We start from the raw sequence: 26,938 nt of genomic DNA on the forward strand, positions 1-26,938 counted from the left end.
TTCCTTTTATCCATAGGGAGGTATACCCAAAAGATGAAGGGTATAGACGTCTAAGCGTCTTGATTGCCAAATACTATCACCGTGTTATATTCAGAGTCCAACATCATAAAACCGCATTCGCAAGGGTTGAGATTTATGAGCCAGACGTCGTTCACCCCAGAGAGCAAACTGCCCGCCCTGGGCACCACTATTTTTACCCAGATGAGCGCGCTGGCACAGCAGCACAACGCCATTAATCTGTCACAGGGTTTTCCTGACTTTGACGGCCCGCAGTATCTGCAACAGCGTCTGGCCCATCACGTCAGCCAGGGCGCGAACCAGTATGCCCCGATGACCGGCGTGGCCCCGCTGCGCGAGGCGATTGCGAAAAAAACAGCTGAACTTTACGGCTACGCCCCCGATGCCAACACCGAGGTCACCATCACTTCGGGCGCCACCGAAGCCCTGTTTGCGGCCATTACTGCGCTGGTGCGTCCCGGTGATGAAGTGATCTGCTTCGACCCGAGCTACGACAGCTACGCCCCGGCGGTTACGCTGGCGGGTGGGGTGCTGAAACGAATTGCCTTGCAGCCGCCGGGCTTCCGCCCCGACTGGCAGGCCTTTTCTGCCCTGCTGTCACCGCGCACCCGGCTGGTGATCCTCAATACGCCACACAACCCGACGGCCACCGTCTGGCAGCAGAGTGACTTCGCCCAACTGTGGCAGGCGATTGCCCGGCAGGAGATCTATGTGCTGAGCGACGAAGTGTATGAACACATCTGCTTCGACGCCAGCGGCCATGCCAGCGTACTGGCCCACCCACAGCTGCGTGCGCGTGCGATTGCCGTCTCTTCATTCGGTAAGACTTTCCATATGACCGGCTGGAAGGTGGGCTACTGCGTGGCACCGCCCGCGCTGAGCGCCGAAGTGCGTAAGGTGCATCAGTATCTGACCTTCTCAGTCAATACCCCGGCGCAGCTGGCGATGGCCGATATGCTGGAGCAGGAACCGCAGCACTACCGCGCACTGCCGGAATTCTACCGGGCGCGCCGCGACCGCTTCGTCAATGCGCTGTCCGACAGCCGCTTTGAAATTTTGCCGTGTGAAGGCACCTATTTCCTGCTGGCCGATTACAGCGCCATCTCCGATCTTGATGACGTGGCATTCTGCCAGTGGCTGACCAGAGAAGTCGGCGTCGCGGCTATCCCGCTGTCGGTGTTCTGCGCTGACGCCTTCCCCCATAAACTGATCCGCCTGTGCTTCGCCAAACAGGAAGCCACGCTGGACGCTGCTGCGGAGCGCCTGTGTCAACTTTAAACATGACTGTTCTTCAGCAGCCGCTGGTGTGGATGGATGGCCCGGCTAACCTGCAATTTTTCGACGACCTGCTGGGCGACGTGCGGGGCCGCGATCTGATTATTCTGCCGGAAATGTTTACCACCGGATTCGCCATGGAGGCGGCAACCCGTTCGCTGCCAGAAAGTGACGTGATTGCCTGGCTACAGGCGAAAGCCAGGGCGGCGCAGGCGATGGTCGCCGGCAGCGCCGCGATTCAGGTCGAGAAAGGGGCGGTGAACCGCTTCTTTCTCGTCGAACCGGAGGGCAAAGTACACTTCTATGACAAGCGCCACCTGTTCCGCATGGCCGGGGAGCATCAACACTATCTGGCAGGCGAGCGTCGTGAGGTGATTGAGTGGCGCGGCTGGCGTATCCTGCCACAGGTCTGCTATGACCTGCGCTTCCCGGTGTTCTCCCGCAATCAGAATGATTATGACCTGGCACTTTACGTGGCGAACTGGCCTGCGCCGCGGGCGCTGCACTGGCAGACGCTGTTACAGGCGCGCGCCATTGAGAACCAGGCGTATGTCGCCGGATGCAACCGCACAGGCAGCGACGGCAACGGCCATCAGTACAGCGGTAACAGCCTGATAATCAGCCCACAGGGTGAGATTCTGGCAGAGGCTGAACCTTACCAGCCTGCGCGCCTTGATGCCGCACTGTCGCTGGAAAGCCTGCGCGAGTATCGCGACAAGTTCCCGGCGTGGCGTGATGCGGACCGTTTTCATTTTTGCTAGCGCAGGCGTTAGCGCTACCGGTTATGAACCGCGATAGGTCGACCACGACCACGGGGTAATCAAAAAGGGAAGATGATAGTGGCCACTGGCGGCAATCCGGACGTCGATCTGCGCGTTAACGTACAGGGTTTCGCGCCCGTCAGCGGCAAAATAGTTGCCGATGGCTGCCGTCAGGCGGTAGTGCCCGGCGGCCAGCGGCTGTGACGTCAGGTCGCTGATACGGCCATCGCCATTGGTCACGCCGGAGGCCAGCGGCTGCCAGCCCTGGCCGTCATTCTGCTCAAGGACAATGGTGACGCCTGCCGCCGGTTTCCCCAGCGCGGTATCCAGAATATGCGTGGTAATCGTGCTCACCGGAATATCTCCTCTAAGCGTAATAGCGTGATGTCGCGTAGCTGATCGAGGGCTTCCTGCTCCTCCTGCTGCGCGCTGTTATGCAGGCGACGCTGCAACTCGTTCAGGATCTGCTCACCGCTGCGCCCTTTGGCGCGGATCAGAAACACCCGGCCAAAACGCTGTTCATAGGCGGCATTACCTGCACGCAGCGCGGCGGCCAGCGGTGCATCCGCGCTGTTCACCTGGCTCTGTTCGCTGCCCGATAGCGCGGCTTCTTTGCCGCTGCCTGCAGCGCGCTCACCGATGCGAGGATGGGCAGAGAGTGCCCGGGTCAGCGCCGCGCTATCCCAGGCCTGCGTCAGAGCCCCGGCGTGCTTCAGCAGGGCGTCCAGCGTCGAAAAAGGCCGGGCCGCCACCAGCGCCGCCGTCCAGTCGGGCAGTGCGACACAGTGTTCGATACTGTGCTGTGCCTCTTCCACCTCCGCCTGGTTAAACCGGGTCAGGTTCATCAGCCTGCCACCTCGCCCACCACCTGAGCATAGGCCTGAAGCGCCTGCGCCACATCCTGCGTCGTGACGGATTCCGCCGGATGGTGGCTGATACCGCGATCGCAGCGCACGAACAGCATCCCGACCGGCCAGCGTTCGGCAATCGCAATCGCATCGTGCCCCGCCCCGCTCGGCAGCGACAGGCTGCGTCCCTGAACGGTTCTGACGGCGCGGGTCAGCGCAGCCTGTAAATGGTCATCGCAGCGCGTGGCCGGGATGTGGTAGTACTCTTCTGCGCTAAAGCTCAGGCCACGGCGCAGGGCAATCGCTTCACCCTGAACCAGCAGTTCAGACAGCAGTTCTGCCAGCGGACGATCTTCCGGGCCGCGCACGTCCAGGGTCAGCGCCACGTCACCGGGGATGACGTTTACCGCACCGGGATGACACTGTAAGGTGCCGACCGTGGCCACCAGCAGGGGATCGTGCTGTGGGGTGCGCTGTTCGATAAATACCATCCACTCCGCCGCTGCGGCCAGCGCATCTTTACGCAGGCTCATCGGCACCGTTCCGGCGTGACCGGCTTCGCCGGTGAAGCGACAGTTGAGGCGACGTGCGCCGTTAATGGCCGTCACCACGCCCAGCGCCAGCTGCTCCTGCTCCAGACACGGCCCCTGTTCGATATGCAGTTCGAGGTAGGCGACGAAGTCGTCGACGTCACGCGCCGCCTGCCACAGCAGGTCCGGTTTAAGGCCGATATCGCTCATCGCCTGCCCGACGGTAATGCTGTTGCCATCCGGGTGGCTGAGCCAGTGTTCCGGCCAGGTGCCGGTCAGGCCGCGGCTGCCAAGCAGGGTGATGCCAAAGCGCGTGCCCTCTTCGTCGGCAAAACCGATAATCTCAATCGCCAGCGGCAGACGTTGACCGCGATCGTGCAGATACTGCACGACTTCAATCGCCGCCAGCACACCCAGCATGCCGTCATAGCGCCCGGCATTGCGCACCGTATCAAGGTGTGAGCCGAGCAGCAGCGCTTTCGCATCCTGGCGCTGACCTTCATAGCGGCCACAGATGTTACCCACGCTGTCCTGCCACACCTGCATACCGGCGGCCTTCATCCACTTACCGACCATCGCATTGGCGCGCAGGTGCTCCGGCGACAGATAAACGCGGGTCAGGTAACCCGGAGTTTCACTGATTTCTGCCAGCGCATCACAGCGGGACATCACGCGCGCCGCAGCGGCGGCGGCGACCGTGGCATTCATCAGGCATTCACTCATCCGCGACTCCCGTTGTAATGATCCCAGGCTGCCTGCATGGCCGCACCCTGAGTCGTACGGAAGCCAAGGTGAGTCAGTACCGACTCCAGCGCGCTCAGCGTCTGCATCACGCAGTCTTTACGGGCGTTGTAACCCATAGTGCCGATGCGCCACACCTTGCCAATCAACGGGCCAAAAGAGGTGCCGATCTCAATGCCAAAATCTTCCAGCATCAGCTTACGCACCTGGTCACCGTTGACGCCGGCCGGGATCATCACGCCAAGCACGTTGTTCATTTTGTGGCTCAGGTCGCCGAAGGTGTCCAGCCCCATCCCCTGGATCCCTTTCAGCATGGCATCGCCGTGCAGTTTGTGGCGGGCGATGCCGTTATCCAGCCCCTCTTCGAGGATCAGGCGGGCACACTCACGCGCACCGAACAGCGCGGAGGTGGCTTCAGTATGGTGGTTCAGCCGCTCCGGGCCCCAGTAATCCATGATCATGCCGAGATCGAAATAGTTGGAGTAAATCATCTCCTCATCGCCGTCCTGGTGCGCGTCGGTGCGGATCCCGGCCTCCACGCATTTACGCCTGCGGATCGCGTCTTCCATTGCCGGGCTGAGGGTAATCGGTGAGGTGCCGGACGGGCCACCCAGGCACTTTTGCATACCGACGGAGACGGCATCCAGCCCCCAGGCATCGGTTTCAAACACGTTTCCCGCCAGCGAGGCGGTGGCATCGCTATAAAACAGCACGCCATATTTTTTACAGATAGCGCCCAGCTCTTCCAGCGGTTGCAGCATGGTGGTGGAAGTATCCCCCTGCACCGTCAGCAGCAGGCGCGGCCTGACCTTTTTAATCGCATCTTCGATCTGGTCCGGGGTAAACACTTCCCCCCACGGCACCTCAATGGTGTGGACTTCTGCACGGCAGCGGCGGGCAATTTCACACAGCAGGTGACCGAAGCGGCCAAATACCGGCACCAGCACTTTGTCGCCGGGACGAATGGCCGACAGCAGGATCGCTTCAATCCCGGCGCGGGACGTGCCGTCGATCAGCATCGTCCAGCGGTTTTCGGTACGGAAGACACCGCGGTACAGTGCCATCACCTCGTTCATGTACTGCGTCATTGCCGGATCGTACTGGCCGAGCAGCTGGCTGGACATGGCGCGCAGCACGCGCGGATCGGCGTTGATCGGCCCCGGCCCCATCAGCAGGCGCTGCGGCGGGTTGATCTGGGTAAATGTCGATAAATCCATCTGTTCCATCCTTCTGGTCGTTCACGATGGGCTTAGCTGAGGCCGCGCACCGAGGAGATAAATTGTTTAAGTTCACTGGTCTGAGGGTTGGCGAATACGGTTTTGCTGTCGCCCTGCTCCCATACCCGGCCCTGGTGCATAAACACCACGCGGTCGCCGACCTCACGGGCAAAGTTCATTTCATGCGTCACGAGGATCAGCGTCATGCCCTCTTTCGCCAGCTGTTCCAGCACCTTCAGCACTTCGCCCACCAGCTCCGGGTCAAGGGCGGAGGTGATTTCATCGCACAGCAGCACTTTGGGTGACATCGCCAGCGCACGGGCGATCGCCACGCGCTGCTGCTGACCACCGGACAGGTTGGCAGGATAGTAATCCATACGGTCGCCCAGGCCGACTTTTTCCAGCATCCGGGCGGCCAGTTCACGACATTCTGCTTCTTTCTTTTTCAGCACCCGGCGCGGAGCGAGCATCACGTTTTCCAGCGCGGTCATATGCGGAAACAGGTTGAAGCTCTGGAATACCATGCCGATGGAGCGGCTGATATCACGCGCCTGTGAATCCCGGTCGGTAATGGTCATGCCGCCAAGCTTGATGCTGCCTTCCTGATACCCTTCCAGCCCGTTAATGCAGCGCAGCAGGGTGCTTTTTCCTGAGCCGCTGCGGCCGATAATGGAGATCACTTCACCCATTTCGATGTCGAGATCCACGCCTTTCAGTACGTGGTTGTCGCCATAATATTTTTGCACCTGATTAATGGTGATGAGCGGCATTAAATTTTTTCTCCAGATACTGGCTGTAGCGTGACAGCGGATAACACATCAGGAAGTAACCGAGGGCGACCAGCCCGAACACTTTAAAAGGCTGATACGTCACGTTATTAAGAATGGTGCCCGCTTTGGTCAGCTCGATAAAGCCGATAATCGAGGCCAGCGCCGTGCCTTTCACCACCTGCACCGCAAAACCCACGGTGGGAGCAATACCAATACGCAGCGCCTGCGGCAGCACCACGCGGAATAGCGTCTGCCCGAAGCTCAGGCCGAGGCAGCGGCTGGCTTCCCACTGCCCTTTCGGTAAGGCTTTGATGCTGCCGTGCCAGATATCTACCAGGAAGGCACTGGTATAAAAGGTCAGCGCCAGCGAGGCGGCCGTCCACGGCGATACATCAATGCCAAACAGCGCCACGCCGAAGAAGGCGAGAAACAGCTGCATCAGCAGCGGCGTGCCCTGAAACAGTTCGATGTAGCAGCGGATAAACCGGTTCGGCCAGATGCGTCCGCTCAGGCGCACCATCACCAGCGGCATCGCCACCAGCGTGCCGCCGAAGAATGCCGTCAGCGACAGCGCAATCGTCCAGCGTGCCGCCAGCAGCAGGTTGCGCAGGATGTCCCAGTCGGTAAAGGTGTTCATTATGGCTGCTCCCCAAACCATTTGCGTCCCGCTGCCAGCAGCAGCTGGCGCATGGCAATCGACAGCGCCAGATACATCATCGTGGTCACCAGGTAGACTTCAAAACTCAAAAAGGTGCGTGACTGAATCAGGTTGGCGGCAAAGGTCAGCTCTTCATAAGAGACCTGCGATACCACCGACGAGCCGAGCATAACGATAATGCACTGGCTGACCAGCGCCGGGTAAATACGCTTCAGAGAAGGTGGCAGCACCACGCGGATAAAGGTCTGTGTCCGCGTCAGGCCCAGCACGCGCCCCGCCTCCCACTGCCCTTTCGGCGTTACCTGGATCCCGGCACGAATAATTTCCGTGCTGTAGGCACCGAGGTTAATCAGCATCGCCAGCAGCGCCGCTTCCCCCGCCGTCAGTTTCAGTCCGAGATTGGGCAAACCAAACACGATAAAAAACAGCTGCACCACAAACGGCGTGTTGCGTATCAGTTCGACATAGACGCCCCAGACGCGGCTCAGCGGTGACGGTTTGCCGCTGCGCAGCGCCGCGCCAAAAATCCCCAGCGCCACCCCACCCACCGTGGCCATCACCGTTAGCTGAATAGTCACCCACAGGCCGGAAAGCAGTTCCGGCCAGTAAGGCCACAGCGCGGGAAAGTTCAGTTGCCCAATCATCAGTCAGCCCTTATGCGCCGAGGTCAGCCGGCAGCGGCGCTTTCAGCCACTGTTCGGAGAGACCGTTCAGGGTCTTGTCCTGAATCGCCTGTTCGATCAGCGCATCGACTTTGGCTTTAAGCGCCGGTTCTTCTTTTTTCATACCGATATAGCACGGCGAGTCTTTCAGCATAAACTGGGCGACCGGCGCTTTGTCTGCATTCTGGCGGGCAATCGCAGCCACCACCAGGTTACCCGTCGCCACATACTGCACCTGGCCTGACAGGTAAGCCGACAGCGTGGTGTTGTTATCCTCGTAACGTTTCACCTGCGCGTCTTTCGGCGCGATGCCGGTCAGCACCATATCTTCCACCGCTCCACGGGTCACGCCGATGGATTTACCGCTCAGTTCTGCCGCGTCTTTCAGCGTGCCGTCTTTCGGGCCAAAGACGCCGAGGAAGAACGGCGCATAGGCGCGGCTGAAGTCGATGACTTTCTCACGCTCCGGGTTTTTACCCAGGCTGGAGATCACCAGATCCACTTTATTCGTTTGCAGATAGGGGACGCGATTGGCGCTGGTGACCGGCACCAGCTGCAACTTAAGTTTCATCTGCTTTGCCAGGTACTTCGCCATGTCGATGTCGTAGCCCTGCGGCTGTAAGTCGGTGCCGACTGAACCAAACGGCGGGAAGTCCTGCGGGACGGCAATACGAATAACGCCACGCTTTTCAATATCCTGCAATTGATCCGCATGGGCCATCATCGTCTGAGAGAACAGCACCGCGCCTGCTATTAATGCCAGTAAACCTTTTTTCATCTTCACTTCCCCGGTTAATACATCATGAAACGAAAGATTCTTAAAGAATTTATTTGCAACTAATGTGCCAGCGCGTGAACGAGGATAGAAATTTTTAGCATCCGCAGACGCAGAGGGGTAAAAAAACGTTTTATGCCGTGATATTAGCCATAAAAAAGGGCTAAGCCAGAGCGACTTTTCACGCAGATCATCTCGCACCTCAGGCGATAAAAAGGGGCGCCTGTCTGCGCCCCAAAACCATGCAAAGCACCAAAATAGCGCCCCATCAGCGATGTTCCAGCTCATCCAGCTGCCCGTACAGGTCGGCGATTTGGTGAATACGCTGGCGACCGTCGCTCAACAGCTCGTGCAGTACAGCATTGGCCAGCAGGTTGATCAGGCTGTTGGCCGCTGCATAGCTGTCAAAGGCCGATACGCTGTCCAGCGGCGCGCAGAGCTGCCAGCGCGCCAGCGCAATCACCGCCTGCGCTTGGGGTTCGCATAGCGCCAGGGTTGGGATGCCGCGATGCTGCAACTGCAGCAACAGTGGGCGAATAATGCGTGGACGACGGCGAAAAGCCATCACCACCACCATATCCTCCGGAGTTAAATCCACCAGCTCTTCAGAGAGTGTCTGCCCCGGCTGAGGCAGCACCTGTACCTGGTTACGCGCCTGGAGCAGCTGCTGACGCAGATGCAGCGCTACCGGGTAGGCGTTCCGCATGCCAATGATAAATATACGTTTACTCTTTGCCAGCGCCTGCACGACTTCACCAAAATGGGCTGCATCAATGCCGTTGACCCACTGCGTGAGATTCGCCATCTCCTGCTTATAGTGACGTGCCAGCAGCGTATTGCCCTGTACCGCATCGCGGTTGTCCGTCAGCGGCATACCGCTCTGGCGCAGGGTGCGCAGCTCGTCACGCATATCTTTATATTTTTCATAGCCTAAACGCTTAAACAGGCGGCTCACCGTGGCTTTGGAAACGCCACTCAGGCGTGCCAGATCGGCGCTGTTATAGCTGATCAGATCGTCGAAATGGTCGAAGACGAAATCAGCAACACGCTGTTCCTGGGGAGAAAGCTGTGCGTAGTAATTACGCAGGCGCTCATCAAGCTGCATCATGGTGTTGGCCCTGTAACGTTTGTTTCATCTGCAGGATGATATACAAATACCGTGCCTGTCTGTAGCCAGTCGTGGAGAGTGTTGAAAATCAGCGAACTTTTCTCTCAAAATCTGCGCGGTACGACAGATATTCAATTGGTAACAGCCCGGCACTCGACAAACTGGAACAGCTATTGCTTATTCAATGCATCTGTAACCCGATTGACGAGAATCGCATGAATCAAAGTAATCTGGCTCCGCTGGGGATGGCCGTCACGCCTCACCACCTGGCGAGCGAAACGGCGCTGGGCATTTTACGCGAAGGCGGTAACGCCATTGAGGCGATGGTTGCCGCTGCCGCGACTATCGCCGTGGTCTACCCACATATGAATGGCCTGGGAGGCGACGGCTTCTGGCTGATCGTACCGCCGAACGGCGAGCCGGTCGCGATTGATGCCAGCGGTGCCGCCGGAACGCTGGCCACGCTCGATTTTTATCACGGCAGCAGCACCATCCCCCACCGTGGCCCGAAGTCGGCGCTGACCGTGGCGGGAACAGTCAGCGGCTGGTCAGAAGCGCTGGCGATTTCCAGGGAGCTGGGTGGACAGCAGCAACCCCTGCCGCGCCTGCTTTCTGATGCCATCCGCTATGCGGCTGATGGTATTCCTGTGACCGAATCCCAGGCCGCCGCCACCGCCAGCAAACAGGCAGAGCTGGTGAATCAGCCTGGATTCGCGGCCACCTTTTTACCCGACGGTGAGGTGCCCCGCTGCGGCAGCCGCTTCACCCAGCCCGATCTCGCGGACACCTTTATTCACCTGGCTGAGGCCGGGCTGGAGAGTTTCTATCGTGGCCCGCTCGCCCGTCGGATTGCCGGTGAAATGTCACGGCTCGGTATGCCGGTCACGCTGGAAGACCTTAACAGGCAGCAGGCGAAGCGATGTAAGCCGCTGCGTATCCGTCACCAGTATGGTGATGTATTTAATATGACACCGCCAACTCAGGGTCTGGTTTCACTGGCCATTCTCGGCATCACCGACTGCCTGGAGATGGCCGATGCGGATGAAGCACAAACCATTCACCGCATCGTGGAAGCCACCAAGCTGGCCTTTGGCCTGCGCGACCAGTACATCACCGACCCGCAGCATATGCGCGAGGAGATGCAGGCGCTGCTCGACAGCGATCGTCTGCAACAGCTGGCAGCACAGATCGATCTCAGTCAGGCAGCCCCCTGGGGTACCGGTAAAGGACCGGGCGACACGGTGTGGATGGGCGTGATGGACAGCAGCGGACTGGCGGTCTCCTTTATTCAGAGCATTTACCACGAGTTCGGCAGCGGCGTGGTGATCCCCGGTACCGGCATCACCTGGCAGAACCGCGGTGCCGCCTTTAGCCTCGATCCAGACCATCTGTTAGCTCTGCTTCCGGGCAAACAGCCGTTCCACACCCTCAACCCTGCCGCCGCCCGGCTGAACGATGGCCGCACTCTGGTTTATGGCTCGATGGGAGGCGATGGTCAGCCGCAGACCCAGGCGGCGATTTTTACCCGCCATGTGGTGCAGGGCATGCCGCTGCAGCAGGCCGTGAGCGCCCCGCGCTGGCTGCTCGGACGGACATGGGGCCAGGCCACCGATTCACTCAAGCTGGAAGGCCGCTTTTCGGCAGAAACCGTCGCCACGCTGCGTGCGCTGGGACATGAGGTTGAAATGTTGTCTGATTTCAGTGAGGCCGTTGGTCATGCCGGGGCGATTGTGCGCCACAACAACGGCATGCTCGAAGGCGCATTCGATCCGCGCAGCAACGGCAGCGCGGCCGGATTTTAAAAGAGAGCAAGGGAGATAAGCATGAAACCAACAACCTCCGACTGGTCCGCCTATATCACACAGATGGAACAGGTACTGGCACTGGAGCTGGACGACACACGCCGTGCGGAGCTGCTGACTCAGTTTAGCCGTATTGCCGGGATGGCTGCGCCGCTGATGGCGTTTCCGCTGGATGACAGACTGGAAGTGGCGGGGGTCTATCAAGCATGAATCTGGCCTCGTTATCGATTGCCGAACTGAAACACGCACTGGCCGCCGGAGAGCTCAGCGCACGAGAGATCGCCAGCCAGACGCTGGCCGCCATTCAGCAGCATAACCCGGCGCTCAACGCCTGGACCCACATCACACAGGATCGTATGTTGCAGGAGGCCGATCGACTCGATCGGCTGAAACGTGAGGGCCAGCCGCTTCCGCCGCTGGCGGCGGTACCTTATGCGGTTAAAAATTTATTCGACGTCACCGGGCATACCACTCTGGCCGGAGCCAGCCTGTTCAGCGAACGTCCACCCGCCTGTCAGGATGCCTGGGCGGTAGAGAAACTGACCGCCAGCGGCGGGCTGCTGTCCGGGATGCTCAATATGGATGCCTACGCCTACGGTTTCACTACCGAAAACAGCCATTACGGGGCGACGCATAATCCGCACGATCTCACTCGTATTGCCGGAGGATCGTCGGGTGGCTCAGCGGCCGCCGTAGCGGCCGGCATGGTGCATTTTTCCCTCGGCACGGATACCAACGGGTCGATTCGTGTGCCCTCCTCCCTGTGCGGTATCTTTGGTCTGAAACCCACCTTTGGACGCCTGTCGCGCAGCGGCAGCCATCCGTTTGTCGCCAGTCTCGACCATATTGGTCCATTTGCCCGCCGGGTCAGCGACCTCACCCATGTCTATGATGCCTTGCAGGGCTTTGATGCGGCCGACCGCTTTCAGGCAGAGAAAGCCATACAGCCGGTGACGCCGGTGCTGGAGCACGGAATGGAAGGCCTGCGCTGCGGCGTGCTCGGCGGTTATTTCCAGCAGTGGTGCGACGATGATGCCCGTGCGGCAGTGGCGCTGGCCGCCAGCGCCCTGAATGCCAGCGACGAGTTCGTTCTGCAGGAGGCCGAGCTGGCGCGTACGGCAGCGTTTATTCTCAGCGCCTCTGAGGGAGGCAATCACTATCTGCCCGCGCTGCGCAGTTCACCTGAACGTTTTGAACCGCTGTCGCGCGAGCGTCTGGTCGCCGGAGCGATGATCCCCGCCGCCTGGTATATTCAGGCACAGCGTTTCCGCTGCCACTTCCAGCAGCAGGTACTGTCGCTGTTCAGGCACGTTGACGTGCTGATTGCTCCCGCTACCCCAACCAGCGCGACGCTGATTGGTCAGGAAACGATGCGTATCAACGGCAGTGACCTGCCCGTGCGTGCCAGCATGGGCATGCTGACCCAGCCCATTTCCTTTGCGGGACTGCCGGTTACCAGCGTTCCGCTGCGAACCGCAGCGGGTTTACCCATCGGTTTACAGCTGATTTCAGCCCCGTTTAATGAAGCGGCCTGCCTGCGTGCGGCCAGAACCCTGGAACAGTTGGGCATCACGCAGGCTGCACCTGCCAACATGGAGCAACAATCATGATGAGTGAATATATTGACCGTCCGGCGATCCTCGCCGAAGTGACTGCGGCTTTTTATCGCTACGAGCAGGCGCTGATCGGCAATGATATTGCGGTACTGGATGAGCTGTTCTGGCATGACAAGCGGACGGTTCGTCTGGGGGCCGGGGAAAATTTATATGGCATTGACGCCATCCGTGCTTTTCGCGCTGCACGCCCTTCCGCCGGACTGGCGCGCCAGTTACGCAATACGGTCATCACCAGCTACGGGGACGATTTTGCCGTGTGCAGTACCGAATTTACCCGCGAGGGCAGTGATAAAACAGGACGCCAGCAGCAGACCTGGGTGAAACTGCCCTGTGGCTGGCGTATTGTTGCCGCTCAGGTCAGTTTAATGAACTAAATCACTGACTTCAGAGGCCGCTTACTGCGCCCAATCGTCCGTACTTTACACGGTAGCAACAATCCCCTGCTGGTGTTAAAAAAGCCTCTCTAAAGATGTGAAAAGGAGAGACACATGAAAACCACTTCCCAGCCAGGCCCGGACACCACCGTCAGAAAAAAACATGCTGCTAAGGACTGGCATCGTGAAGAGATAAAATGTGCCATACGGCTTAAAGGATATTCTATTGCGGCATTGTCACGCGCGCACGGTCTGGCAGGAGGGACGCTGGCCAATGCCCTGATGCGCCCGTGGCCGAAGGGCGAGAAGATTATTGCCCATGCCATCGGTATTGAGCCAGAAGAGATCTGGCCAACTCGTTATGAGATGCGCCGTAAAACCGGACAAAAATCGACCAAAGGCAATAACAGGGAAGTGTGAATACACTTCCCATGCTGGGGTTAACCTTCAAACGGCATGATTGAATCGCTGCTTTGAAAAATGCTCTGTGGGATAAAATTATTAAAACCGTGTTCAATACAGTAATCAATCAGCCCGCGTTTATTACCCACACCTGATTTCCTGTAGATACGGCTCAAGGTATCCTCTACCGTGCGGTTAGGGATACCGATGGCTTTTTCGATCATTTTTGGCGTAAATGACTGACAGGTATAAAAAATAACCTCCCACTCTTTTTCGGTATACACATCGGTAGGAGGCGTAAACATTAACGACGTGGGGATTTTGATTTTTGACAGCCGGGTAATGAATAGCGACTCAACGGGGCGACAGTGGGCGATAACGCCCAGTGGAGTGCCATCGTCATCAATAATTGGAAATTTTTCGGAATACCAGGCCTGTAAAAAATCCCGTCGGTCGAACTCATGAACCTCAACAGAGGTTACGCGATCTTTTACTTTTTCAACCCTGCGATCGTGAGCCTGAAACTGAGGTTCAAATTCGTGCATCGCCAAAGGAAGCTCTCCATCATAGCGACCTTCCATGCGGAATGCTTTGGGTAAACCGATAAAGTCATGCATCCGTTTATTCGCATAGACGAACTGGGATGTATTATTTTTAACGATCCACGGTTCGTTACTGCCTTCCCAGAAACGGATAAGTGGCTTAATAATGCGTTCAATCTTCGCGTCTTTTTTTTTCACATCCATAAGATCATCCTTTTATGAAAACCAGTCCATTGAGGCACAGACAATAATTTATTCAAACAGCACTAATGAATCACTGCCCTGAAAAATGCTCTGTGGGACAAAGTTATTAAACCCATGCTCAATACAGTAATCAATCAGACCACGTTTGTTGCCAACACCTGATTTCTTATAGATGCGGCACAGCGTATCCTCTACCGTGCGGTTAGGGATACCGATAGCTTTTTCAATCATTTTTGGCGTAAATGACTGACAGGTGTAGAAGATGATTTCCCACTCTTTCTCAGTAAACAACTCACCGGGCGGTGTAAATACCAGAGAGGTTGGCATTCTTATTTTTTTCAGGCGGGTAATAAAAATTGACTCTACCGGGCGACAGTGAGGGATAACGCCAATAACCCTTCCAGCCTCATCCATAAGAGGGAATTTTTCACAGTACCACGACTGCAAATAATCCAGATTATTGTACTTATGAATTTCGATTGAGGTAACCCGGTCCCTGGCCTTTTGCACTTTACGATCGTGCGCCTGAAATTCAGGCTCGAATTCGTGCAAAGCAATAGGTAACTCACCATCGTAGCGCCCCACAGGATCATACCCCTTCGGCATTCCCATAAAGTCACGCATGACTTTATTAGCGTATACAAACTGTGAATTGGAATTTTTAACACACCACGGTTCGCTACTCCCTTCCCAAAAAGGGATAAGTGGTTTAATAATCTGTTCAATCTTCGCGTCTTTCTTTTCCACATCCATAAGATCATCCTTTTATGAAAATCAGTCCATTGAGGCACAGACAATAATTTATTCAAACAGCACTAATGAATCGCTGCCCTGAAAAATGCTCTGCGGGACAAAGTTATTAAACCCATGCTCAATACAGTAATCAATCAGACCGCGTTTGTTGCCAACACCTGATTTTTTATAGATGCGGCACAGCGTATCCTCTACCGTGCGGTGAGGGATGGCGATAGCTTTTTCAATCATTTTTGGTGTAAATGACTGACAGGTATAAAAAATAATTTCCCACTCTTTCTCGGTAAACAGTTCGCCAGGCGGGGTAAATATTAATGAGGTGGGTATTTTTATTTTTGACAGCCGGGTAATGAATATCGACTCAACAGGACGGTTGTGAACGATAATCCCCAGCGCCGTGCCACTCTCATCAAAAACAGGAAACTTATCGCAATACCAGGGTTGAAAGAAATCGTTATTTCCGACTTTATGGATTTCGATGGAGGTAACACGATCGCCAGCCTGCTCTACTTTTCTGTCGTGTGCCTGAAACTGCGGTTCAAACTCATGAATAGCGATCGGTAACTCGCCGTCAAACCGGCCTTCAACTTCAAAATCATTGGGAATCAACAGGAAATCTTTCAGGTGTGGATTAACATAAACGAACTCAGATTTATTACTCTTAACCCACCACGATTCGTTACTACGCTCCCAGAAAGGGATTAACGGCCGGATGATCGACTCCAGCCTTGAGTCTTCTTTAGAATAAGCCATACTGGTTTGTCCTTAAAACAATAAATGCATCCAGCAATAACTATAGGCTTTTTACAATATCCTTTAAGAGATTCCAGCCATTATTCGCATTTTATGAATAGTAAAATAGCCATTTAATGAAATATGCGATCGGAGAGGGTGAGGGAAACCTCACCCTGTGTCATTAAACCTGCGGGGACGGGTGAGTGGCGACCCAGTGATCGGCAATCTGCTGGCGGGTGCAAATCCAGACACGGTCATGCTGCTGAATGTGGTCGAGGAAACGCTGCAACGCACGAAAACGCCCAGGGCGGCCGAGCAGACGGCAGTGCATGCCTATCGACAACATCTTGGGTGCATCATCGCCTTCTTCGTAGAGCACATCAAAACTGTCTTTCAGATAGGTATAAAACTGCTCGGCGGTGTTAAACCCCTGCGGAGTGGCAAAACGCATATCGTTTGTTTCAAGGGTATAAGGGATGATCAGATGCGGCTTAACGGTGCCGTCCTGACAGGTGACCTGCGTCCAGAACGGCAGATCGTCGCCATAATAGTCGCTGTCATAGGTCAGCCCGCCCTGCTCAACCACCAGCCGCCGGGTATTCGGGCTGTCGCGTCCGGTGTACCAGCCAGTGGGCGTTTTACCAAACAGATCGGTCAACGTATCCAGCGCCTGCTGCATATGCTGACGTTCGGTTTTGGCATCGATACTCTGATAGTGGATCCAGCGCCAGCCGTGGCTGACCACATCGTAATCGGCCGCCTTGATCGCCGCGACGATTTCAGGATGACGGGCCAGGGCCATCGCCACGCCGAAGACTGTCAGCGGCAGACCGCGTTTCTGAAACTCGTTGTGAATACGCCAGAATCCCGCACGGGAACCGTATTCATACAGCGAATCCATCGACATATGGCGTTCCGGATAGCTGGCAGCCCCGATGATGTCGGAAAGGAACTGTTCGGAGCCGGTATCGCCATGCAGCACGTTGTTCTCGGCTCCCTCTTCATAGTTGAGGACAAACTGGACCGCGATTTTAGCCCGATCGGGCCAGGCCGCATGAGGCGGCTGTCCGGCGTAACCGCGCAGATCGCGCGGATAGTTTTTATTGAAGCTGTACTCTTTTTTTTCCGGTGTGGTGCTCATCGTCTCAATCCTTAACGTCGCAAAAAGAAATGGGACCAGGCTTTTAGTTTAGGCGTTCAAACTGGCCTGACAGGTTTTTTCGCAACGGATAGTCAAGATCGCCGTGTTTGCTGGTACTCAGACCCAGAGCCACCAGCGACTCAACCATTTTTACTGCGGCCGTGACACCATCGATCACCGGCATACCCAGCTCACGCGTCAGTTCCTGCGCCAGGTCAGCCATGCCGCCACAGCCAAGCACGATCGCCCCGCTGCCGTCTTCGCGCTTCGCCTGTATACAACGCTGTCGCACTTTCTCCTGCGCCAGACCACTGCCGTCTTCCAGCGCCAGAACCGGCAGGTCGATAGCGTGTAGCGCCGCACAGTGGTGCGCAAAGCCATACTGCTGAAGCAGGTGACGGGCGATAATCAGGGTACGCGGCAAAGTGGTAACGATGGAAAAACGTGTGGCAACGAGGGTGGCCATATGCATGGCCGCTTCGGCAATGCCCACCACCGGCCCCTGGGCCAGCTCCCGTGCGGCCAGCAGGCCGGGATCGCCGAAGCAGGCAATGACGTGGCCGCTGACGCCCTGCTCGCGGCCGCTTTTGACCTGCTCCAGTACGCCAATGGCGGCGATAGCCTCGTCAAAGTGCCCCTCAATGGAGGGAACGCCCTGAGTCGGACACACTGCCAGGATTTCCGTACCGGCGGCGGCAACCGCTCGGGCGGCGCTTCCGATGGTTTCCGTCATGGCACGACTGGTATTGGGATTGATCACCTGGATGACCACTTTGCTACTCATTATCATGCTCCTTTAGGCGCAAACAGGCGGCCGAAGTCAGGCAGAGTCTCACCGCTGCGTTCGAAGCGCAGACTGGTGACAATATGATCGAAATGTTGCCGTAGTGCGTCAGTCAACTGGTCGAGAGATTTTTCCCGCAGCATAACGACCAGACGATCGTGATCGTCACAGCGGCACCCTTGTTGCCAGGGGGCACCGTAAGCGGCAACGACCAGCGAAGAGCGCTGAGTCAGGCGCGTAACGATTTCAGTCAGCACCTGGTTGCCGGAGATCGCCTGCAGTTGAATATGAAAAGCGGCGGAAAGGCGAATAGCGGCGGCACCGTCATGCTGCTCATGTGCCAGCTGTTCCTGTCGGTTGAGCTTCTCCAGCCCGGCTAAATGCGGTGCCTGACAGTGTTTCAGCACGTCAGGCAGGTTGGCGCACTCTATCAGGCTGCGGCTGCGGAAGATGTCCTGTGCCTCTTCAACTGTGGGGGTGGCAACCTGTGCACCACGTTTGGGCGTCAGGGTAATCATTTGCACTGCGGCGAGGCGCTGTAGCACTTTCCTGATGCCGGTACGACTGACGCCAAACACCTCAGAGAGCGCCTCTTCCGGTAATTTACTCCCCGGTGGTAGCTGGTGTTCCACGATAGCCGTCATCAGCGCCTGATAGATAGGCTCATCCTTGTCACTCAGGTCGGAGGCCGTTTTCAGCCCGGTTTCACTCTTCATACCTACTCCGGTAAACATCATTTCCGTCAAGAATCGTACACAGGAACTCTTACTTTTGTATACATGAAATTACAATCTGGCCTGGATCCTGCAATGTCTCCCTCAACCCGGTTTATTGATAACTGTATTCAGAGGAGCAGGTTTCATGCCAAACAGTCAACGTTCTGCCCCGGCGGCGTCTTCAGATACCGCTGCTCACTACAGCCCCCGGCTGTGCAATGAAGATCTGGCCCCGACACGTGACCAGAACTGGAGCTGGTACAACATTTTTTCTTTCTGGATGTCTGATGTACACAGTATGGGTGGCTATGTCGTCGCGGCCAGCTTCTTTACGCTGGGCCTTGCCAGCTGGCAGGTGCTGCTGTGTCTGCTGGTCGGCATCTGTATTGTGCAGGTCTGCGCTAACCTCGTCGCCAAGCCGAGCCAGATGGCGGGTGTGCCTTATGCCGTGATCTGCCGTCAGGCTTTTGGCGTGTTCGGTGCCAATATCCCGGCAGTTATTCGTGGGCTGATCGCCTTTGCCTGGTACGGTATTCAGACCTGGCTGGCGGCGAATGCGCTGATGCTGGTCTCACTGAAGTTCTGGCCTGCGCTGTCGTCACTGACGCACGCGTCCTGGCTGGGCCTGTCACAGCTGGGCTGGATCTGTTTTGGCATTATGTGGCTGCTGCAGGCGATGGTGTTCTGGCACGGTATGAACGCCATCAAGCGTTTTATTGATATTGCCGGTCCGGCGGTCTACGTGGTGATGTTGGCGCTGGCGGGCTGGATTGTATACAAGACAGGGTTCGACGCTATCTCCTTTACTCTGGCGAGCAAGGCGCTCTCCGGCGGTGAGCAGGCCTGGCAGATGCTGACGGCGACCGCGCTGGTCGTATCGTACTTCTCCGGTCCGCTGCTGAACTTCGGTGACTTCTCACGTTACGGTAAAAGCATGGGGGAGATCCGTCGGGGTAACCGCTGGGGCCTGCCGTTTAACTTCCTGCTGTTCGCACTGGTGACGGTGGTGATCGTCTCCGGTACGCAGTCCCTGTTTGGCCGCATGATTACCGATCCGATTGAGACCGTCAGTATGGTCGGTAACGATCTGGCCGTGGCGATTGGTCTGCTGACCATGATTACGGCGACAATCGGCATCAATATCGTAGCGAACTTCGTCTCTCCGGCGTTCGACTTTTCTAACTGTTCACCGCAGAAAATCAGTTTCCGCACTGGTGGGATGATCGCCGCGGTTGGCTCCGTGCTGCTGACGCCGTGGAATCTTTTCCAGTCACCGGAGCTGATCCACTATACGCTGGACGTGCTGGGTGCCTTTATCGGGCCGCTGTTCGGGATTCTGCTGGCTGATTTCTACCTGATTAAACGCAGCCAGATCTCCGTCGATGACCTGTTTGATGCTACGCCAAAAGGAAAATACTGGTATCGCGGCGGCTTTAATCCGAAAGCGATTATCGCGCTGCTGCCATCGGTGGCGATTGGTCTGGTGATCAGCTTCATCCCGTCGCTGCATGAGGTAGCGAACTTTAGCTGGTTTATTGGCGTGGCGCTGGGTGCAGGTAGTTATCGCTGGATTGCCCGCGCAGATGTGGCTGACAGCACGATGAAAGGTTACAGCGCGAAAGTGGCGATGCCGGAAGAGTCCTGATAAAACGAAAAAGGCCGATTCTTTCGAATCGGCCTTTCTCTAAATGCTTGGCGGAACGGACGGGGCTCGAACCCGCGACCCCCTGCGTGACAGGCAGGTATTCTAACCAACTGAACTACCGCTCCACCGATGTTCCCCGTCGGGAACGAGGCGCATATTACGGGGCAGCCCGAACTTCGTCAACGCTTTTTATAGCGAAATATCTCAACTGCTCTCTTTTTCACCGCAGGGCGGTTTCTATCCGCATTTTAGCCACTTATGCGTCACTGAGCTCTTCCGGGCGCCACAAACAGCTGCCGCCCTTTTTCTGCACCAGGTCGAGACGCTCTTCATGGGCAGCCAGCTCATCTGCACTGGCGCGAACCACCCGCAGGCCGGATGAAGGCCGCGTAATACGGTGAATCGTTTCCCCGTCACTCTGCTCTTCACGATCGCCTTCCATTGAAAACGCCAGCGAGGTCTGCCCACCGGTCATGGTCAGGAAAACTTCCGCCAGAATTTCGGAGTCCAGCAGTGCGCCGTGCAGCGTTCGCTTGCTGTTGTCTATCTCATAGCGTGAGCAGAGCGCATCCAGGCTGTTGCGTTTGCCGGGGAACAGCTTACGCGCCATCGCCAGGCTGTCGGTGATCTGACAGAAGGTTTCTGTTTTGGCAATGCCGCGCTGTAATTTGGCAAACTCGTAGTCCATAAAGCCGATATCGAACGAGGCGTTATGGATGATCAGTTCTGCACCGTTGATGTAGGCGAGAAAGTCATCCGCCACCTCAGCAAAGGTCGGCTTATCCAGCAGAAACTCGTCAGCGATCCCGTGAACCCCAAAGGCTTCCGGGTCAACCAGACGGTCGGGTTTGAGATAAACGTGGAAGTTATTGCCCGTCAGGCGGCGGTTGATGACCTCAACAGCACCAATTTCGATAATGCGATGCCCTTCATAGTGGACACCGATCATGTTCATACCGGTGGTTTCGGTATCAAGAACGATCTGACGTGTGGTATTTACTGTGCTCATAGGACCCGTTTATGGCAGACTTGGCGTTTTTCTACAGAGAGTCTACCAGAGATGCTTAAGCAGGTAGAAATTTTCACCGACGGATCGTGCCTTGGTAACCCTGGCCCCGGAGGATACGGCGCGATTATGCGCTATGGTAAACACGAGAAAACCTACAGCGCAGGCTTCCATCTGACCACCAATAATCGCATGGAGATGATGGCGGCGATTGTGGCACTGGAAGCGCTGACAGAGCCCTGTTCAGTGATACTCAGCACCGACAGCCAGTATGTGCGTCAGGGGATCACCACATGGATCCATAACTGGAAAAAACGCGGCTGGAAAACGACGGATAAAAAGCCGGTTAAGAATGTCGACCTGTGGAAGCGACTGGATGCCGCGCTCAGCCACCATGAGATCACCTGGAAGTGGGTAAAAGGCCACGCCGGCCATGTGGAAAACGAACGTTGTGATGAGCTGGCGCGCACTGCCGCCGGTAACCCGACGTCTGATGATGTTGGCTATCAGGCGGGATCCTGATAGCGGGCTGCCTCTTATAGAGCGACCCGTTTTGCGGTCGCCCTTCTCATTCCCTGCGCCCTTCCCGGTACTGACTGGTCGCCCCCACGGCACGTAGCTGTCGCTTAGTGGCCGCTCTTTTCGCCTGATTGCGGATGAGCGGGAAGGTCCGCTTACGTGCCACGATCAGGTTCAGGCAGCCCAGGGCGGGAAGATGTGTGCTGATCATTTTGCCACCCTGACGGTTCCACGGCAGCACCTGAAAACTGGTGCGTTCCATCACTTCATAATTGAGCAGACTCAGCCAGTCCAGCAGGCGCATCTGGGTGAACATCCGGCTGTTCCATGGGATACGGCGATGCACTCCGGGAATCAGCTTGCCTATCCCCAGCACGCTGAACAGGTTAAAACCGCTGATGATCATCCAGCCGTCATCGATCAACACGCGATCGACTTCGCGCAGAATACGATGGGGATCGCTGCTCCACGCCAGGGTGTGTGCCAGCAAACAGGCGTCTATTGATTTAGACTCAAACGGTAAACTAAGTGGGTCCGCGTGAACCTGAAGTAATTCGCCCCCGATACCCACATTGACCTGATGCGAGATAGCACAGCACTCGGTATCAATTTCCGCACTGAGATTACCCACCTTGAGCAGATGAAAACCGTAGAGTTTGCTGAGGGCGGGCCGCAGATGATGCGACAGCGCGTCACGGTACCATTCCCCGCACGGTATCTGCGACCAGGACTCTGGTACTTGACGGAATTGGCGTGTTTTAGCAGGCTTCATGCTTTACCATCTTCTTTCCCTTACGAGCATCCAGGAGCGACAAAAATGAATCTTACCAGCATTCCAGCCTTGCAGGATAACTACATCTGGACGTTGAATGATGATGAGGGTCGCTGCCTGATTGTTGACCCCGGAGAGGCTACGCCGGTCCTGCACACGCTGGAAAAAAATCAGTGGCAGCCGGTGGCAATTTTGCTCACCCACCATCATCACGATCACGTTGGCGGCGTGGCAGAACTGCTGGCGCGCTACCCTGCCTTAGAGGTCTATGGACCGGAAGAAACGCGCAGCAAAGGCGCAAAAACTATCGTCAGCGAAGGAGATACTGTCTCCGTTTTAGGGTGTAATTTTACGATTTATGCTACACCCGGCCACACTTTAGGACATATCTCATATTTCAGTTTCCCTTACCTCTTTTGTGGGGATACTTTATTTTCTGGCGGTTGCGGCAGGCTTTTCGAAGGTACTGCGAAACAAATGTTTGATTCTTTTCAAAAGCTTAATCAACTCCCCGAAGAAACTCTGGTTTGTTGCGCGCATGAATATACGTTATCGAATTTAACCTTTGCACTGGCCATTTATCCACAAGAGGTAGAAATAGCACGCTATTACCGTGAAATTAAGGAGTTACGCGCAAAAAATGGCATAAGTTTGCCAACAAAACTGGCGCTGGAGCGTAAAATAAATGTTTTCCTGAGAACGCAAGATATTGAATTACAAAAACAAATAGGATTAGAAACAACTCCGCAACATGAATGGCAGGTATTTGCGGCTCTACGCGAGAAGAAAGACGCTTTTTAATATTTAAGGTTGTGTTCGCCGGATCGACCACGTATTATTGCTCGTCTTTTAAGCGAACTATTGACACACACATGAAGGCTAAAGCGATATTACTCGCCTCAGTCTTGCTGGTCGGATGCCAGGCGTCAAGGCACGATGCTAACATCCCAGAACAGCATGCACAGAGTTTGTCTTCGGCAGGTCAAAGTGAAAATGGACAGTACTCAGATGATATGTTGTCGCCGCGCTGGCAGGACGATGGAACGACTTTAGCGCACGACAGAGATCTGTGGAATTTCATTGGCGACGAGCTGAAGATGAAGGTTCCGGATAATTACCGGATACGCGAACAAAAACAGAAATACCTGAGTAACAAGAGCTATCTCCACGATGTAACATTACGGGCAGAGCCGTATATGTACTGGATTGTCGAGCAGATTAAGCAACGTAAAATGCCGATGGAACTGGTACTACTACCCATAGTGGAGAGCGCTTTTAATCCTCATGCTACATCATCTGCAAATGCCGCTGGCATCTGGCAGATTGTGCCGCAGACGGGACGTAATTACGGTCTGAAGCAGACCCAGTGGTATGACGGACGACGCGATGTGGTTGCATCGACCAAAGTTGCTCTGGATATGATGCAGCGCCTTAACGGCATGTTTGACGGTGACTGGTTACTGACCATTGCCGCCTACAACAGCGGTGAAGGTCGTGTGCTGAAAGCGATAAAAGCCAATAAGGCCAAAGGGCGACCTACGGACTTCTGGTCATTAGCGCTGCCACGAGAAACGACGGTCTATGTACCGAAAATGCTGGCTCTGGGGGAAATTCTCAGGAACAGCAAGCGTTATGGCGTACGTTTGCCGGCACCAAATGAAGCACGCGCTCTGGCGCGAGTGGAAGTGGGCCAGCAGATAGAGCTGACACAGGCAGCCGAGATGGCTGGCATGTCTCTGAGCAAGATGAAGACGTTTAACTCCGGCTACACGCGTGGAAAGACCGCACCGAATGGTCCTCACTACATTATGGTGCCCAAATCCAACGTAGCAAAACTGCGTAACTCACTGGCAAGTGGTGATATCGCGGCGGTGCAGCCGACTTCTCTGGCGAAGAACAGCGTTTCAACCGCATCGTACAAGGTACGCAGTGGTGATACTCTGTCAGGCATTGCTAAGCGCCTGGGTGTACCGGTGAAAGATCTGCAGCGTGCGAATAATATGCGCGGTGTCAGTATCAAGCCAGGTCAGACATTAAGCCTGGGTAACAGCAGCAGTACGCGGCTGGCAGATAACGGCGACAGCATCACCTACCAGGTACGTAAGGGTGATTCTCTGGCCAGTATCGCAAAACGTCACGGCGTGAACATCAAAGATGTGATGCGCTGGAATAGCGTCGCCAGTAATACCAGAAACATTCAGCCTGGCGATAAGCTAACGCTGTTTGTGACTAATAACGCGACGCCAGACAGCTAATTGTCATGCTATTACCGGATGAAAATCCAGATAAAAAAAGCCCGTCATTGACGGGCTTTTTTGTGATCTTTTTTTATAGCCGCTGAGCCTCGATAAAAATAGTATCAGTGCTGAAACTACCATCAGGCTGTAGCGCATAGTAACGCTGAACGTCATCCGGCGCGGAAAGCTGATAGGCCCGTATCGCCTGAACCATGACGTCTGGCGTACGCATCCGCTCCACCCAGCTGCTGAACTCCAGCTCCAGCCTGCCCTGAAACAGACCCTGTATTGCCAGGCCACTCTCAGTCATCATGGTCATCCACTGGCCGGGGCTGTAATCCTGCACGTGAGACGTATCACGCAGAGCTTCCACCGTCTGTAGCCAGATATCCATTACAGGGCGGCCCGGTGCGCTGATGTCCATAAAGATCGCTTTACCGCCCGGCCTGAGTACCCGACAAACCTCACGTAGTGCTCTTCCCACATCATGCCAGTGATGGGCCGAGTAACGGCTAATCACAATATCAAATTCTTCATCTTTAAAGGGCAGGTTTTCCGCATAGCCCTGTTGAGTATGCAGATGGTGATAACCCCGCTCTGCCGCCGCCTCACGTACCACCGCCAGCATTTTATCGGACAGATCGTACGCCACGACCTCTTTAACGTACCGTGCCGCCGTAAAACTGGCATGTCCTGCTCCGCATCCCATATCCAGTAATTTCGCATTCGGGGCACCTGACAGCCGTTCAGCCAGCCGCTGTAAATCCTGGCCGCTGGCATGAACCGCGCTGGTGAGATAGGCCCCGGCCTGCTCACCGAACTGTTTATCGACATTATCGTGGTGCTGAGTCGCCATCAGAAGAACCTCTTATTACATTTCATCCACAGGGTGAGAATCAAATTCGACCAGCAGAGGGTTGTGATCGGACGCGCTGGTCACCAATACAGAAGCCTCTGCTACCTTCATTCCGCGATAAAAAACAAAATCCAGCGGTCGCCCGAAAGCTTTCCGGCGGTGATCGTCGGTGAAACGGACTTCACGCAGCCCCATTTCACGGGAAAAACGATACAGAGCGTTAATACGCTGGCGACTCCAGGCATTAAAATCGCCGGCCATAATTACCGGCCCCTTATGATGAATAATCTGCTCGCCAATAGGTCCAAGCTGCTTACTGTAGACGTCTATTCCCAGACTGAAATTGACGGCGTGGATGTTCACAACCATCAGCATTTGATTGCCGGGCAAAGGATATGCTGTGACCAGGGCGGATTTTGCCAGCCTCAGCAGCGGCTCACGCTCACGAAGCGGGCAACAGTAGACCGGATGGGCAGAAGCCAGTGTCATCACGCCAGAGGGGTGTTGAGGCAATACAAAGGCAGGCACCTGATCGGCAGCGAGATAGTGAGACGTAGCAAAACGTACCAGTTCTGGCGTTGTTTGCGCCTCCTGCAACAGGACAAGATGAGCATTTTTACCGAAATTTTGCAGAACGGAAAGCCATTCTGCACGCTGCTGCTTGAAAATATTCCACACCAAAACCTTCAGACGCGCTTCGGTGGTCAGCGGTGCACCTGGAGGCAATGCCTGGCCGACATGAAGCATCGCCACGGGAGGGAAAATACGCTCCGCTGGCTGACCTGCTACGTATCTCATGGCATAAGTCTTTTTCTGCACGTTACCGCCTGAACTTATTACAACTGGGTAGGTTTACCATCTATCAGTTATAGGGACTTTACTGCTGAGTTTCAATCGGCGGGAGCCAATTCGCAGTGGATTGTAGGTAAGGAAATGCTAATAAAAGAATAACACAAAAAAGCCCTGACTCTTATGAGTCAGGGCTTCCTGTTTAAGTGGCGGAACGGACGGGGCTCGAACCCGCGACCCCCTGCGTGACAGGCAGGTATTCTAACCAACTGAACTACCGCTCCACCGATTCTGTACTGACTTCAGACTGCGTCTGACTTCAGGTGTTTCGCCCTTACCTTGTCAGGGGTAAGGTCACGACCCGTAAACGGGTCTTAAATTGATGCCTGGCAGTTCCCTACTCTCGCATGGGGAGACCCCACACTACCATCGGCGCTACGGCGTTTCACTTCTGAGTTCGGCATGGGGTCAGGTGGGACCACCGCGCTAAAGCCGCCAGGCAAATTCTGTTTCATTCACACCGCCCTTTCAGGCGCTGCAAACCAATCCGTTTTTGAACAGGCTGAAAATCTCTTTTGCGTCTCTCATAACGCACACCAGAACGCTTCTGGCGTTGTAAGGTTAAGCCTCACGGGTCATTAGTACCGGTTAGCTCAACGCATCGCTGCGCTTACACACCCGG

Annotated in this window: 30 protein-coding genes, 2 tRNA genes and 1 rRNA gene; 11 read left to right on the forward strand and 22 right to left on the reverse strand. The window is 55.8% G+C overall.

Features of this window, described 5'->3' with window-relative positions; genetic code table 11:
* Window positions 1-135 precede the first annotated feature (135 nt).
* Together ABEH87_RS09755 and ABEH87_RS09760 are read left to right on the forward strand one after the other, a co-directional pair.
* Window positions 136-1,296 carry a pyridoxal phosphate-dependent aminotransferase gene (locus ABEH87_RS09755; protein WP_346576084.1) on the forward strand — a complete coding sequence of 387 codons (1,161 nt, stop codon included), beginning with the start codon at window positions 136-138 and terminating at the stop codon, window positions 1,294-1,296.
* Entirely contained in the window at window positions 1,284-2,054 is a 771-nt protein-coding gene (locus ABEH87_RS09760; RefSeq protein WP_346576086.1) for an amidohydrolase, read from the forward strand. Before ABEH87_RS09755 ends, ABEH87_RS09760 begins: the two co-directional genes overlap by 13 nt.
* A 21-nt stretch (window positions 2,055-2,075) precedes the next feature.
* On the opposite strand, the gene uraH is transcribed toward ABEH87_RS09760, so the two are convergent.
* From uraH to hpxU, 9 genes are all read right to left on the reverse strand, one after another.
* Window positions 2,076-2,408 (reverse strand): hydroxyisourate hydrolase, encoded by a 333-nt coding sequence (gene uraH, locus ABEH87_RS09765; RefSeq protein ID WP_346576088.1) that lies wholly within the window; start codon window positions 2,406-2,408, stop codon window positions 2,076-2,078.
* Entirely contained in the window at window positions 2,405-2,899 is a 495-nt protein-coding gene (gene uraD, locus ABEH87_RS09770) for a 2-oxo-4-hydroxy-4-carboxy-5-ureidoimidazoline decarboxylase (protein ID WP_346576090.1), read from the reverse strand. Before uraD ends, uraH begins: the two co-directional genes overlap by 4 nt.
* Entirely contained in the window at window positions 2,899-4,155 is a 1,257-nt protein-coding gene (gene hpxK / locus ABEH87_RS09775) for an allantoate amidohydrolase (RefSeq protein WP_346576092.1), read from the reverse strand. The genes uraD and hpxK overlap by 1 nt, the downstream gene beginning before the upstream one ends.
* Window positions 4,152-5,390 carry an alanine--glyoxylate aminotransferase family protein gene (locus ABEH87_RS09780; protein WP_346576094.1) on the reverse strand — a complete coding sequence of 413 codons (1,239 nt, stop codon included), beginning with the start codon at window positions 5,388-5,390 and terminating at the stop codon, window positions 4,152-4,154. Before ABEH87_RS09780 ends, hpxK begins: the two co-directional genes overlap by 4 nt.
* A gap of 32 nt (window positions 5,391-5,422) precedes the next feature.
* Complete coding sequence (locus ABEH87_RS09785) at window positions 5,423-6,160, reverse strand: amino acid ABC transporter ATP-binding protein (protein ID WP_346576096.1); 738 nt, start codon at window positions 6,158-6,160, stop codon at window positions 5,423-5,425.
* Window positions 6,141-6,797, reverse strand: coding sequence for an amino acid ABC transporter permease (locus ABEH87_RS09790; protein WP_346576098.1), 657 nt, complete (start codon window positions 6,795-6,797; stop codon window positions 6,141-6,143). Before ABEH87_RS09790 ends, ABEH87_RS09785 begins: the two co-directional genes overlap by 20 nt.
* On the reverse strand, window positions 6,797-7,462 hold the full coding sequence (locus ABEH87_RS09795) for an amino acid ABC transporter permease (RefSeq protein ID WP_346576100.1): 666 nt from the start codon (window positions 7,460-7,462) through the stop codon (window positions 6,797-6,799). The genes ABEH87_RS09790 and ABEH87_RS09795 overlap by 1 nt, the downstream gene beginning before the upstream one ends.
* A 10-nt stretch (window positions 7,463-7,472) precedes the next feature.
* Complete coding sequence (locus ABEH87_RS09800; RefSeq protein ID WP_346576102.1) at window positions 7,473-8,258, reverse strand: transporter substrate-binding domain-containing protein; 786 nt, start codon at window positions 8,256-8,258, stop codon at window positions 7,473-7,475.
* Window positions 8,259-8,523: 265 nt separating this feature from the next.
* Window positions 8,524-9,363, reverse strand: a complete 840-nt coding sequence (gene hpxU, locus ABEH87_RS09805; RefSeq protein ID WP_346576104.1) for a MurR/RpiR family transcriptional regulator HpxU — start codon at window positions 9,361-9,363, stop codon at window positions 8,524-8,526.
* Window positions 9,364-9,578: 215 nt separating this feature from the next.
* Here hpxU and ABEH87_RS09810 point away from each other — a divergent pair, with 215 nt between their 5' ends.
* The 5 genes from ABEH87_RS09810 to ABEH87_RS09830 all read left to right on the forward strand — a co-directional run bounded on the left by ABEH87_RS09810 (window position 9,579) and on the right by ABEH87_RS09830 (window position 13,575).
* Window positions 9,579-11,165, forward strand: a complete 1,587-nt coding sequence (locus tag ABEH87_RS09810; protein ID WP_346576106.1) for a gamma-glutamyltransferase — start codon at window positions 9,579-9,581, stop codon at window positions 11,163-11,165.
* 21 nt (window positions 11,166-11,186) lie between these two features.
* Window positions 11,187-11,375 carry an oxalurate catabolism protein HpxX gene (gene hpxX, locus ABEH87_RS09815; RefSeq protein WP_346576108.1) on the forward strand — a complete coding sequence of 63 codons (189 nt, stop codon included), beginning with the start codon at window positions 11,187-11,189 and terminating at the stop codon, window positions 11,373-11,375.
* The gene (locus ABEH87_RS09820) at window positions 11,372-12,775 is read left to right on the forward strand and encodes an AtzE family amidohydrolase (RefSeq protein WP_346576110.1); all 1,404 of its coding nucleotides are present in this window, start codon (window positions 11,372-11,374) and stop codon (window positions 12,773-12,775) included. Before hpxX ends, ABEH87_RS09820 begins: the two co-directional genes overlap by 4 nt.
* A complete protein-coding gene (gene hpxZ / locus ABEH87_RS09825) occupies window positions 12,772-13,155 on the forward strand; it encodes an oxalurate catabolism protein HpxZ (RefSeq protein ID WP_346576112.1) in 384 nt (127 codons plus the stop codon). Before ABEH87_RS09820 ends, hpxZ begins: the two co-directional genes overlap by 4 nt.
* 114 nt (window positions 13,156-13,269) lie before the next feature.
* Complete coding sequence (locus tag ABEH87_RS09830) at window positions 13,270-13,575, forward strand: helix-turn-helix transcriptional regulator (RefSeq protein ID WP_346576114.1); 306 nt, start codon at window positions 13,270-13,272, stop codon at window positions 13,573-13,575.
* Between the two features lie 20 nt (window positions 13,576-13,595).
* Here ABEH87_RS09830 and ABEH87_RS09835 read toward each other — a convergent pair whose 3' ends face one another.
* From ABEH87_RS09835 to ABEH87_RS09860, 6 genes are all read right to left on the reverse strand, one after another.
* Window positions 13,596-14,303 carry a PAS domain-containing protein gene (locus tag ABEH87_RS09835; protein ID WP_346576116.1) on the reverse strand — a complete coding sequence of 236 codons (708 nt, stop codon included), beginning with the start codon at window positions 14,301-14,303 and terminating at the stop codon, window positions 13,596-13,598.
* A gap of 48 nt (window positions 14,304-14,351) precedes the next feature.
* On the reverse strand, window positions 14,352-15,056 hold the full coding sequence (locus ABEH87_RS09840; protein WP_346576118.1) for a PAS domain-containing protein: 705 nt from the start codon (window positions 15,054-15,056) through the stop codon (window positions 14,352-14,354).
* Window positions 15,057-15,104: 48 nt separating this feature from the next.
* Window positions 15,105-15,809: a PAS domain-containing protein gene (locus ABEH87_RS09845; RefSeq protein ID WP_346576120.1), complete on the reverse strand. Its 705-nt coding sequence runs from the start codon at window positions 15,807-15,809 to the stop codon at window positions 15,105-15,107.
* Window positions 15,810-15,972: 163 nt separating this feature from the next.
* Window positions 15,973-16,932, reverse strand: coding sequence for an allantoinase PuuE (puuE, locus tag ABEH87_RS09850; protein WP_346576122.1), 960 nt, complete (start codon window positions 16,930-16,932; stop codon window positions 15,973-15,975).
* Between the two features lie 43 nt (window positions 16,933-16,975).
* The gene (hpxA, locus tag ABEH87_RS09855) at window positions 16,976-17,716 is read right to left on the reverse strand and encodes an allantoin racemase (protein ID WP_346576124.1); all 741 of its coding nucleotides are present in this window, start codon (window positions 17,714-17,716) and stop codon (window positions 16,976-16,978) included.
* Window positions 17,717-17,718: 2 nt separating this feature from the next.
* Entirely contained in the window at window positions 17,719-18,432 is a 714-nt protein-coding gene (locus tag ABEH87_RS09860) for a GntR family transcriptional regulator (RefSeq protein ID WP_346576126.1), read from the reverse strand.
* A 145-nt stretch (window positions 18,433-18,577) separates the two neighbouring features.
* On the opposite strand from ABEH87_RS09860, the gene ABEH87_RS09865 reads away from it, so the two are divergent.
* Window positions 18,578-20,077 (forward strand): NCS1 family nucleobase:cation symporter-1, encoded by a 1,500-nt coding sequence (locus ABEH87_RS09865; RefSeq protein ID WP_346576128.1) that lies wholly within the window; start codon window positions 18,578-18,580, stop codon window positions 20,075-20,077.
* A 48-nt stretch (window positions 20,078-20,125) separates the two neighbouring features.
* Here the strand turns inward: ABEH87_RS09865 and ABEH87_RS09870 are convergent.
* Both ABEH87_RS09870 and dnaQ read right to left on the reverse strand, forming a co-directional pair.
* Window positions 20,126-20,202 (reverse strand) — tRNA-Asp (locus ABEH87_RS09870).
* Window positions 20,203-20,333: 131 nt separating this feature from the next.
* Window positions 20,334-21,086 carry a DNA polymerase III subunit epsilon gene (dnaQ, locus tag ABEH87_RS09875; protein WP_346576130.1) on the reverse strand — a complete coding sequence of 251 codons (753 nt, stop codon included), beginning with the start codon at window positions 21,084-21,086 and terminating at the stop codon, window positions 20,334-20,336.
* Window positions 21,087-21,137: 51 nt separating this feature from the next.
* Here dnaQ and rnhA point away from each other — a divergent pair, with 51 nt between their 5' ends.
* Window positions 21,138-21,605, forward strand: coding sequence for a ribonuclease HI (rnhA, locus tag ABEH87_RS09880; RefSeq protein WP_346576132.1), 468 nt, complete (start codon window positions 21,138-21,140; stop codon window positions 21,603-21,605).
* A 46-nt stretch (window positions 21,606-21,651) separates the two neighbouring features.
* On the opposite strand, the gene ABEH87_RS09885 is transcribed toward rnhA, so the two are convergent.
* Window positions 21,652-22,374 carry a class I SAM-dependent methyltransferase gene (locus ABEH87_RS09885; protein ID WP_346576134.1) on the reverse strand — a complete coding sequence of 241 codons (723 nt, stop codon included), beginning with the start codon at window positions 22,372-22,374 and terminating at the stop codon, window positions 21,652-21,654.
* A 45-nt stretch (window positions 22,375-22,419) separates the two neighbouring features.
* On the opposite strand from ABEH87_RS09885, the gene gloB reads away from it, so the two are divergent.
* Together gloB and mltD are read left to right on the forward strand one after the other, a co-directional pair.
* Window positions 22,420-23,175 carry a hydroxyacylglutathione hydrolase gene (gene gloB, locus ABEH87_RS09890; RefSeq protein WP_346576136.1) on the forward strand — a complete coding sequence of 252 codons (756 nt, stop codon included), beginning with the start codon at window positions 22,420-22,422 and terminating at the stop codon, window positions 23,173-23,175.
* A gap of 71 nt (window positions 23,176-23,246) precedes the next feature.
* Window positions 23,247-24,629, forward strand: coding sequence for a murein transglycosylase D (gene mltD / locus ABEH87_RS09895; protein WP_346576138.1), 1,383 nt, complete (start codon window positions 23,247-23,249; stop codon window positions 24,627-24,629).
* 73 nt (window positions 24,630-24,702) lie between these two features.
* Here mltD and ABEH87_RS09900 read toward each other — a convergent pair whose 3' ends face one another.
* The 4 genes from ABEH87_RS09900 to rrf all read right to left on the reverse strand — a co-directional run bounded on the left by ABEH87_RS09900 (window position 24,703) and on the right by rrf (window position 26,756).
* A complete protein-coding gene (locus ABEH87_RS09900; protein ID WP_346576140.1) occupies window positions 24,703-25,467 on the reverse strand; it encodes a class I SAM-dependent methyltransferase in 765 nt (254 codons plus the stop codon).
* A gap of 15 nt (window positions 25,468-25,482) precedes the next feature.
* Window positions 25,483-26,286, reverse strand: a complete 804-nt coding sequence (locus ABEH87_RS09905) for an endonuclease/exonuclease/phosphatase family protein (RefSeq protein WP_346576142.1) — start codon at window positions 26,284-26,286, stop codon at window positions 25,483-25,485.
* Between the two features lie 177 nt (window positions 26,287-26,463).
* Window positions 26,464-26,540, reverse strand: a tRNA-Asp gene (locus ABEH87_RS09910).
* A gap of 100 nt (window positions 26,541-26,640) precedes the next feature.
* Window positions 26,641-26,756: ribosomal RNA gene (rrf, locus tag ABEH87_RS09915) — 5S ribosomal RNA — on the reverse strand.
* Between the last annotated feature and the right edge of the window lie 182 nt (window positions 26,757-26,938).

It is taken from the genome of Erwinia sp. Eh17-17 (genome assembly GCF_039675725.1).
Taxonomy (GTDB): domain Bacteria; phylum Pseudomonadota; class Gammaproteobacteria; order Enterobacterales; family Enterobacteriaceae; genus Erwinia.

Excerpts from the sequence above, each read along its gene's own strand:
- hpxA (WP_346576124.1), bottom strand. The coding sequence starts at position 17,716 with ATGAGTAGCAAAGTGGTCATCCAGGTGATCAATCCCAATACCAGTCGT.
- ABEH87_RS09780 (WP_346576094.1), bottom strand. The coding sequence starts at position 5,390 with ATGGATTTATCGACATTTACCCAGATCAACCCGCCGCAGCGCCTGCTG.
- ABEH87_RS09755 (WP_346576084.1), top strand. The coding sequence starts at position 136 with ATGAGCCAGACGTCGTTCACCCCAGAGAGCAAACTGCCCGCCCTGGGC.
- mltD (WP_346576138.1), top strand. The coding sequence starts at position 23,247 with ATGAAGGCTAAAGCGATATTACTCGCCTCAGTCTTGCTGGTCGGATGC.
- rnhA (WP_346576132.1), top strand. The coding sequence starts at position 21,138 with ATGCTTAAGCAGGTAGAAATTTTCACCGACGGATCGTGCCTTGGTAAC.
- puuE (WP_346576122.1), bottom strand. The coding sequence starts at position 16,932 with ATGAGCACCACACCGGAAAAAAAAGAGTACAGCTTCAATAAAAACTAT.
- hpxX (WP_346576108.1), top strand. The coding sequence starts at position 11,187 with ATGAAACCAACAACCTCCGACTGGTCCGCCTATATCACACAGATGGAA.
- gloB (WP_346576136.1), top strand. The coding sequence starts at position 22,420 with ATGAATCTTACCAGCATTCCAGCCTTGCAGGATAACTACATCTGGACG.
- dnaQ (WP_346576130.1), bottom strand. The coding sequence starts at position 21,086 with ATGAGCACAGTAAATACCACACGTCAGATCGTTCTTGATACCGAAACC.
- ABEH87_RS09885 (WP_346576134.1), bottom strand. The coding sequence starts at position 22,374 with ATGAAGCCTGCTAAAACACGCCAATTCCGTCAAGTACCAGAGTCCTGG.
- ABEH87_RS09865 (WP_346576128.1), top strand. The coding sequence starts at position 18,578 with ATGCCAAACAGTCAACGTTCTGCCCCGGCGGCGTCTTCAGATACCGCT.
- hpxU (WP_346576104.1), bottom strand. The coding sequence starts at position 9,363 with ATGATGCAGCTTGATGAGCGCCTGCGTAATTACTACGCACAGCTTTCT.
- ABEH87_RS09810 (WP_346576106.1), top strand. The coding sequence starts at position 9,579 with ATGAATCAAAGTAATCTGGCTCCGCTGGGGATGGCCGTCACGCCTCAC.
- ABEH87_RS09830 (WP_346576114.1), top strand. The coding sequence starts at position 13,270 with ATGAAAACCACTTCCCAGCCAGGCCCGGACACCACCGTCAGAAAAAAA.
- ABEH87_RS09795 (WP_346576100.1), bottom strand. The coding sequence starts at position 7,462 with ATGATTGGGCAACTGAACTTTCCCGCGCTGTGGCCTTACTGGCCGGAA.
- hpxK (WP_346576092.1), bottom strand. The coding sequence starts at position 4,155 with ATGAGTGAATGCCTGATGAATGCCACGGTCGCCGCCGCCGCTGCGGCG.
- uraD (WP_346576090.1), bottom strand. The coding sequence starts at position 2,899 with ATGAACCTGACCCGGTTTAACCAGGCGGAGGTGGAAGAGGCACAGCAC.
- ABEH87_RS09820 (WP_346576110.1), top strand. The coding sequence starts at position 11,372 with ATGAATCTGGCCTCGTTATCGATTGCCGAACTGAAACACGCACTGGCC.
- ABEH87_RS09840 (WP_346576118.1), bottom strand. The coding sequence starts at position 15,056 with ATGGATGTGGAAAAGAAAGACGCGAAGATTGAACAGATTATTAAACCA.
- ABEH87_RS09835 (WP_346576116.1), bottom strand. The coding sequence starts at position 14,303 with ATGGATGTGAAAAAAAAAGACGCGAAGATTGAACGCATTATTAAGCCA.
- ABEH87_RS09845 (WP_346576120.1), bottom strand. The coding sequence starts at position 15,809 with ATGGCTTATTCTAAAGAAGACTCAAGGCTGGAGTCGATCATCCGGCCG.
- ABEH87_RS09785 (WP_346576096.1), bottom strand. The coding sequence starts at position 6,160 with ATGCCGCTCATCACCATTAATCAGGTGCAAAAATATTATGGCGACAAC.
- ABEH87_RS09860 (WP_346576126.1), bottom strand. The coding sequence starts at position 18,432 with ATGAAGAGTGAAACCGGGCTGAAAACGGCCTCCGACCTGAGTGACAAG.
- ABEH87_RS09800 (WP_346576102.1), bottom strand. The coding sequence starts at position 8,258 with ATGAAAAAAGGTTTACTGGCATTAATAGCAGGCGCGGTGCTGTTCTCT.
- hpxZ (WP_346576112.1), top strand. The coding sequence starts at position 12,772 with ATGATGAGTGAATATATTGACCGTCCGGCGATCCTCGCCGAAGTGACT.
- ABEH87_RS09790 (WP_346576098.1), bottom strand. The coding sequence starts at position 6,797 with ATGAACACCTTTACCGACTGGGACATCCTGCGCAACCTGCTGCTGGCG.
- ABEH87_RS09900 (WP_346576140.1), bottom strand. The coding sequence starts at position 25,467 with ATGGCGACTCAGCACCACGATAATGTCGATAAACAGTTCGGTGAGCAG.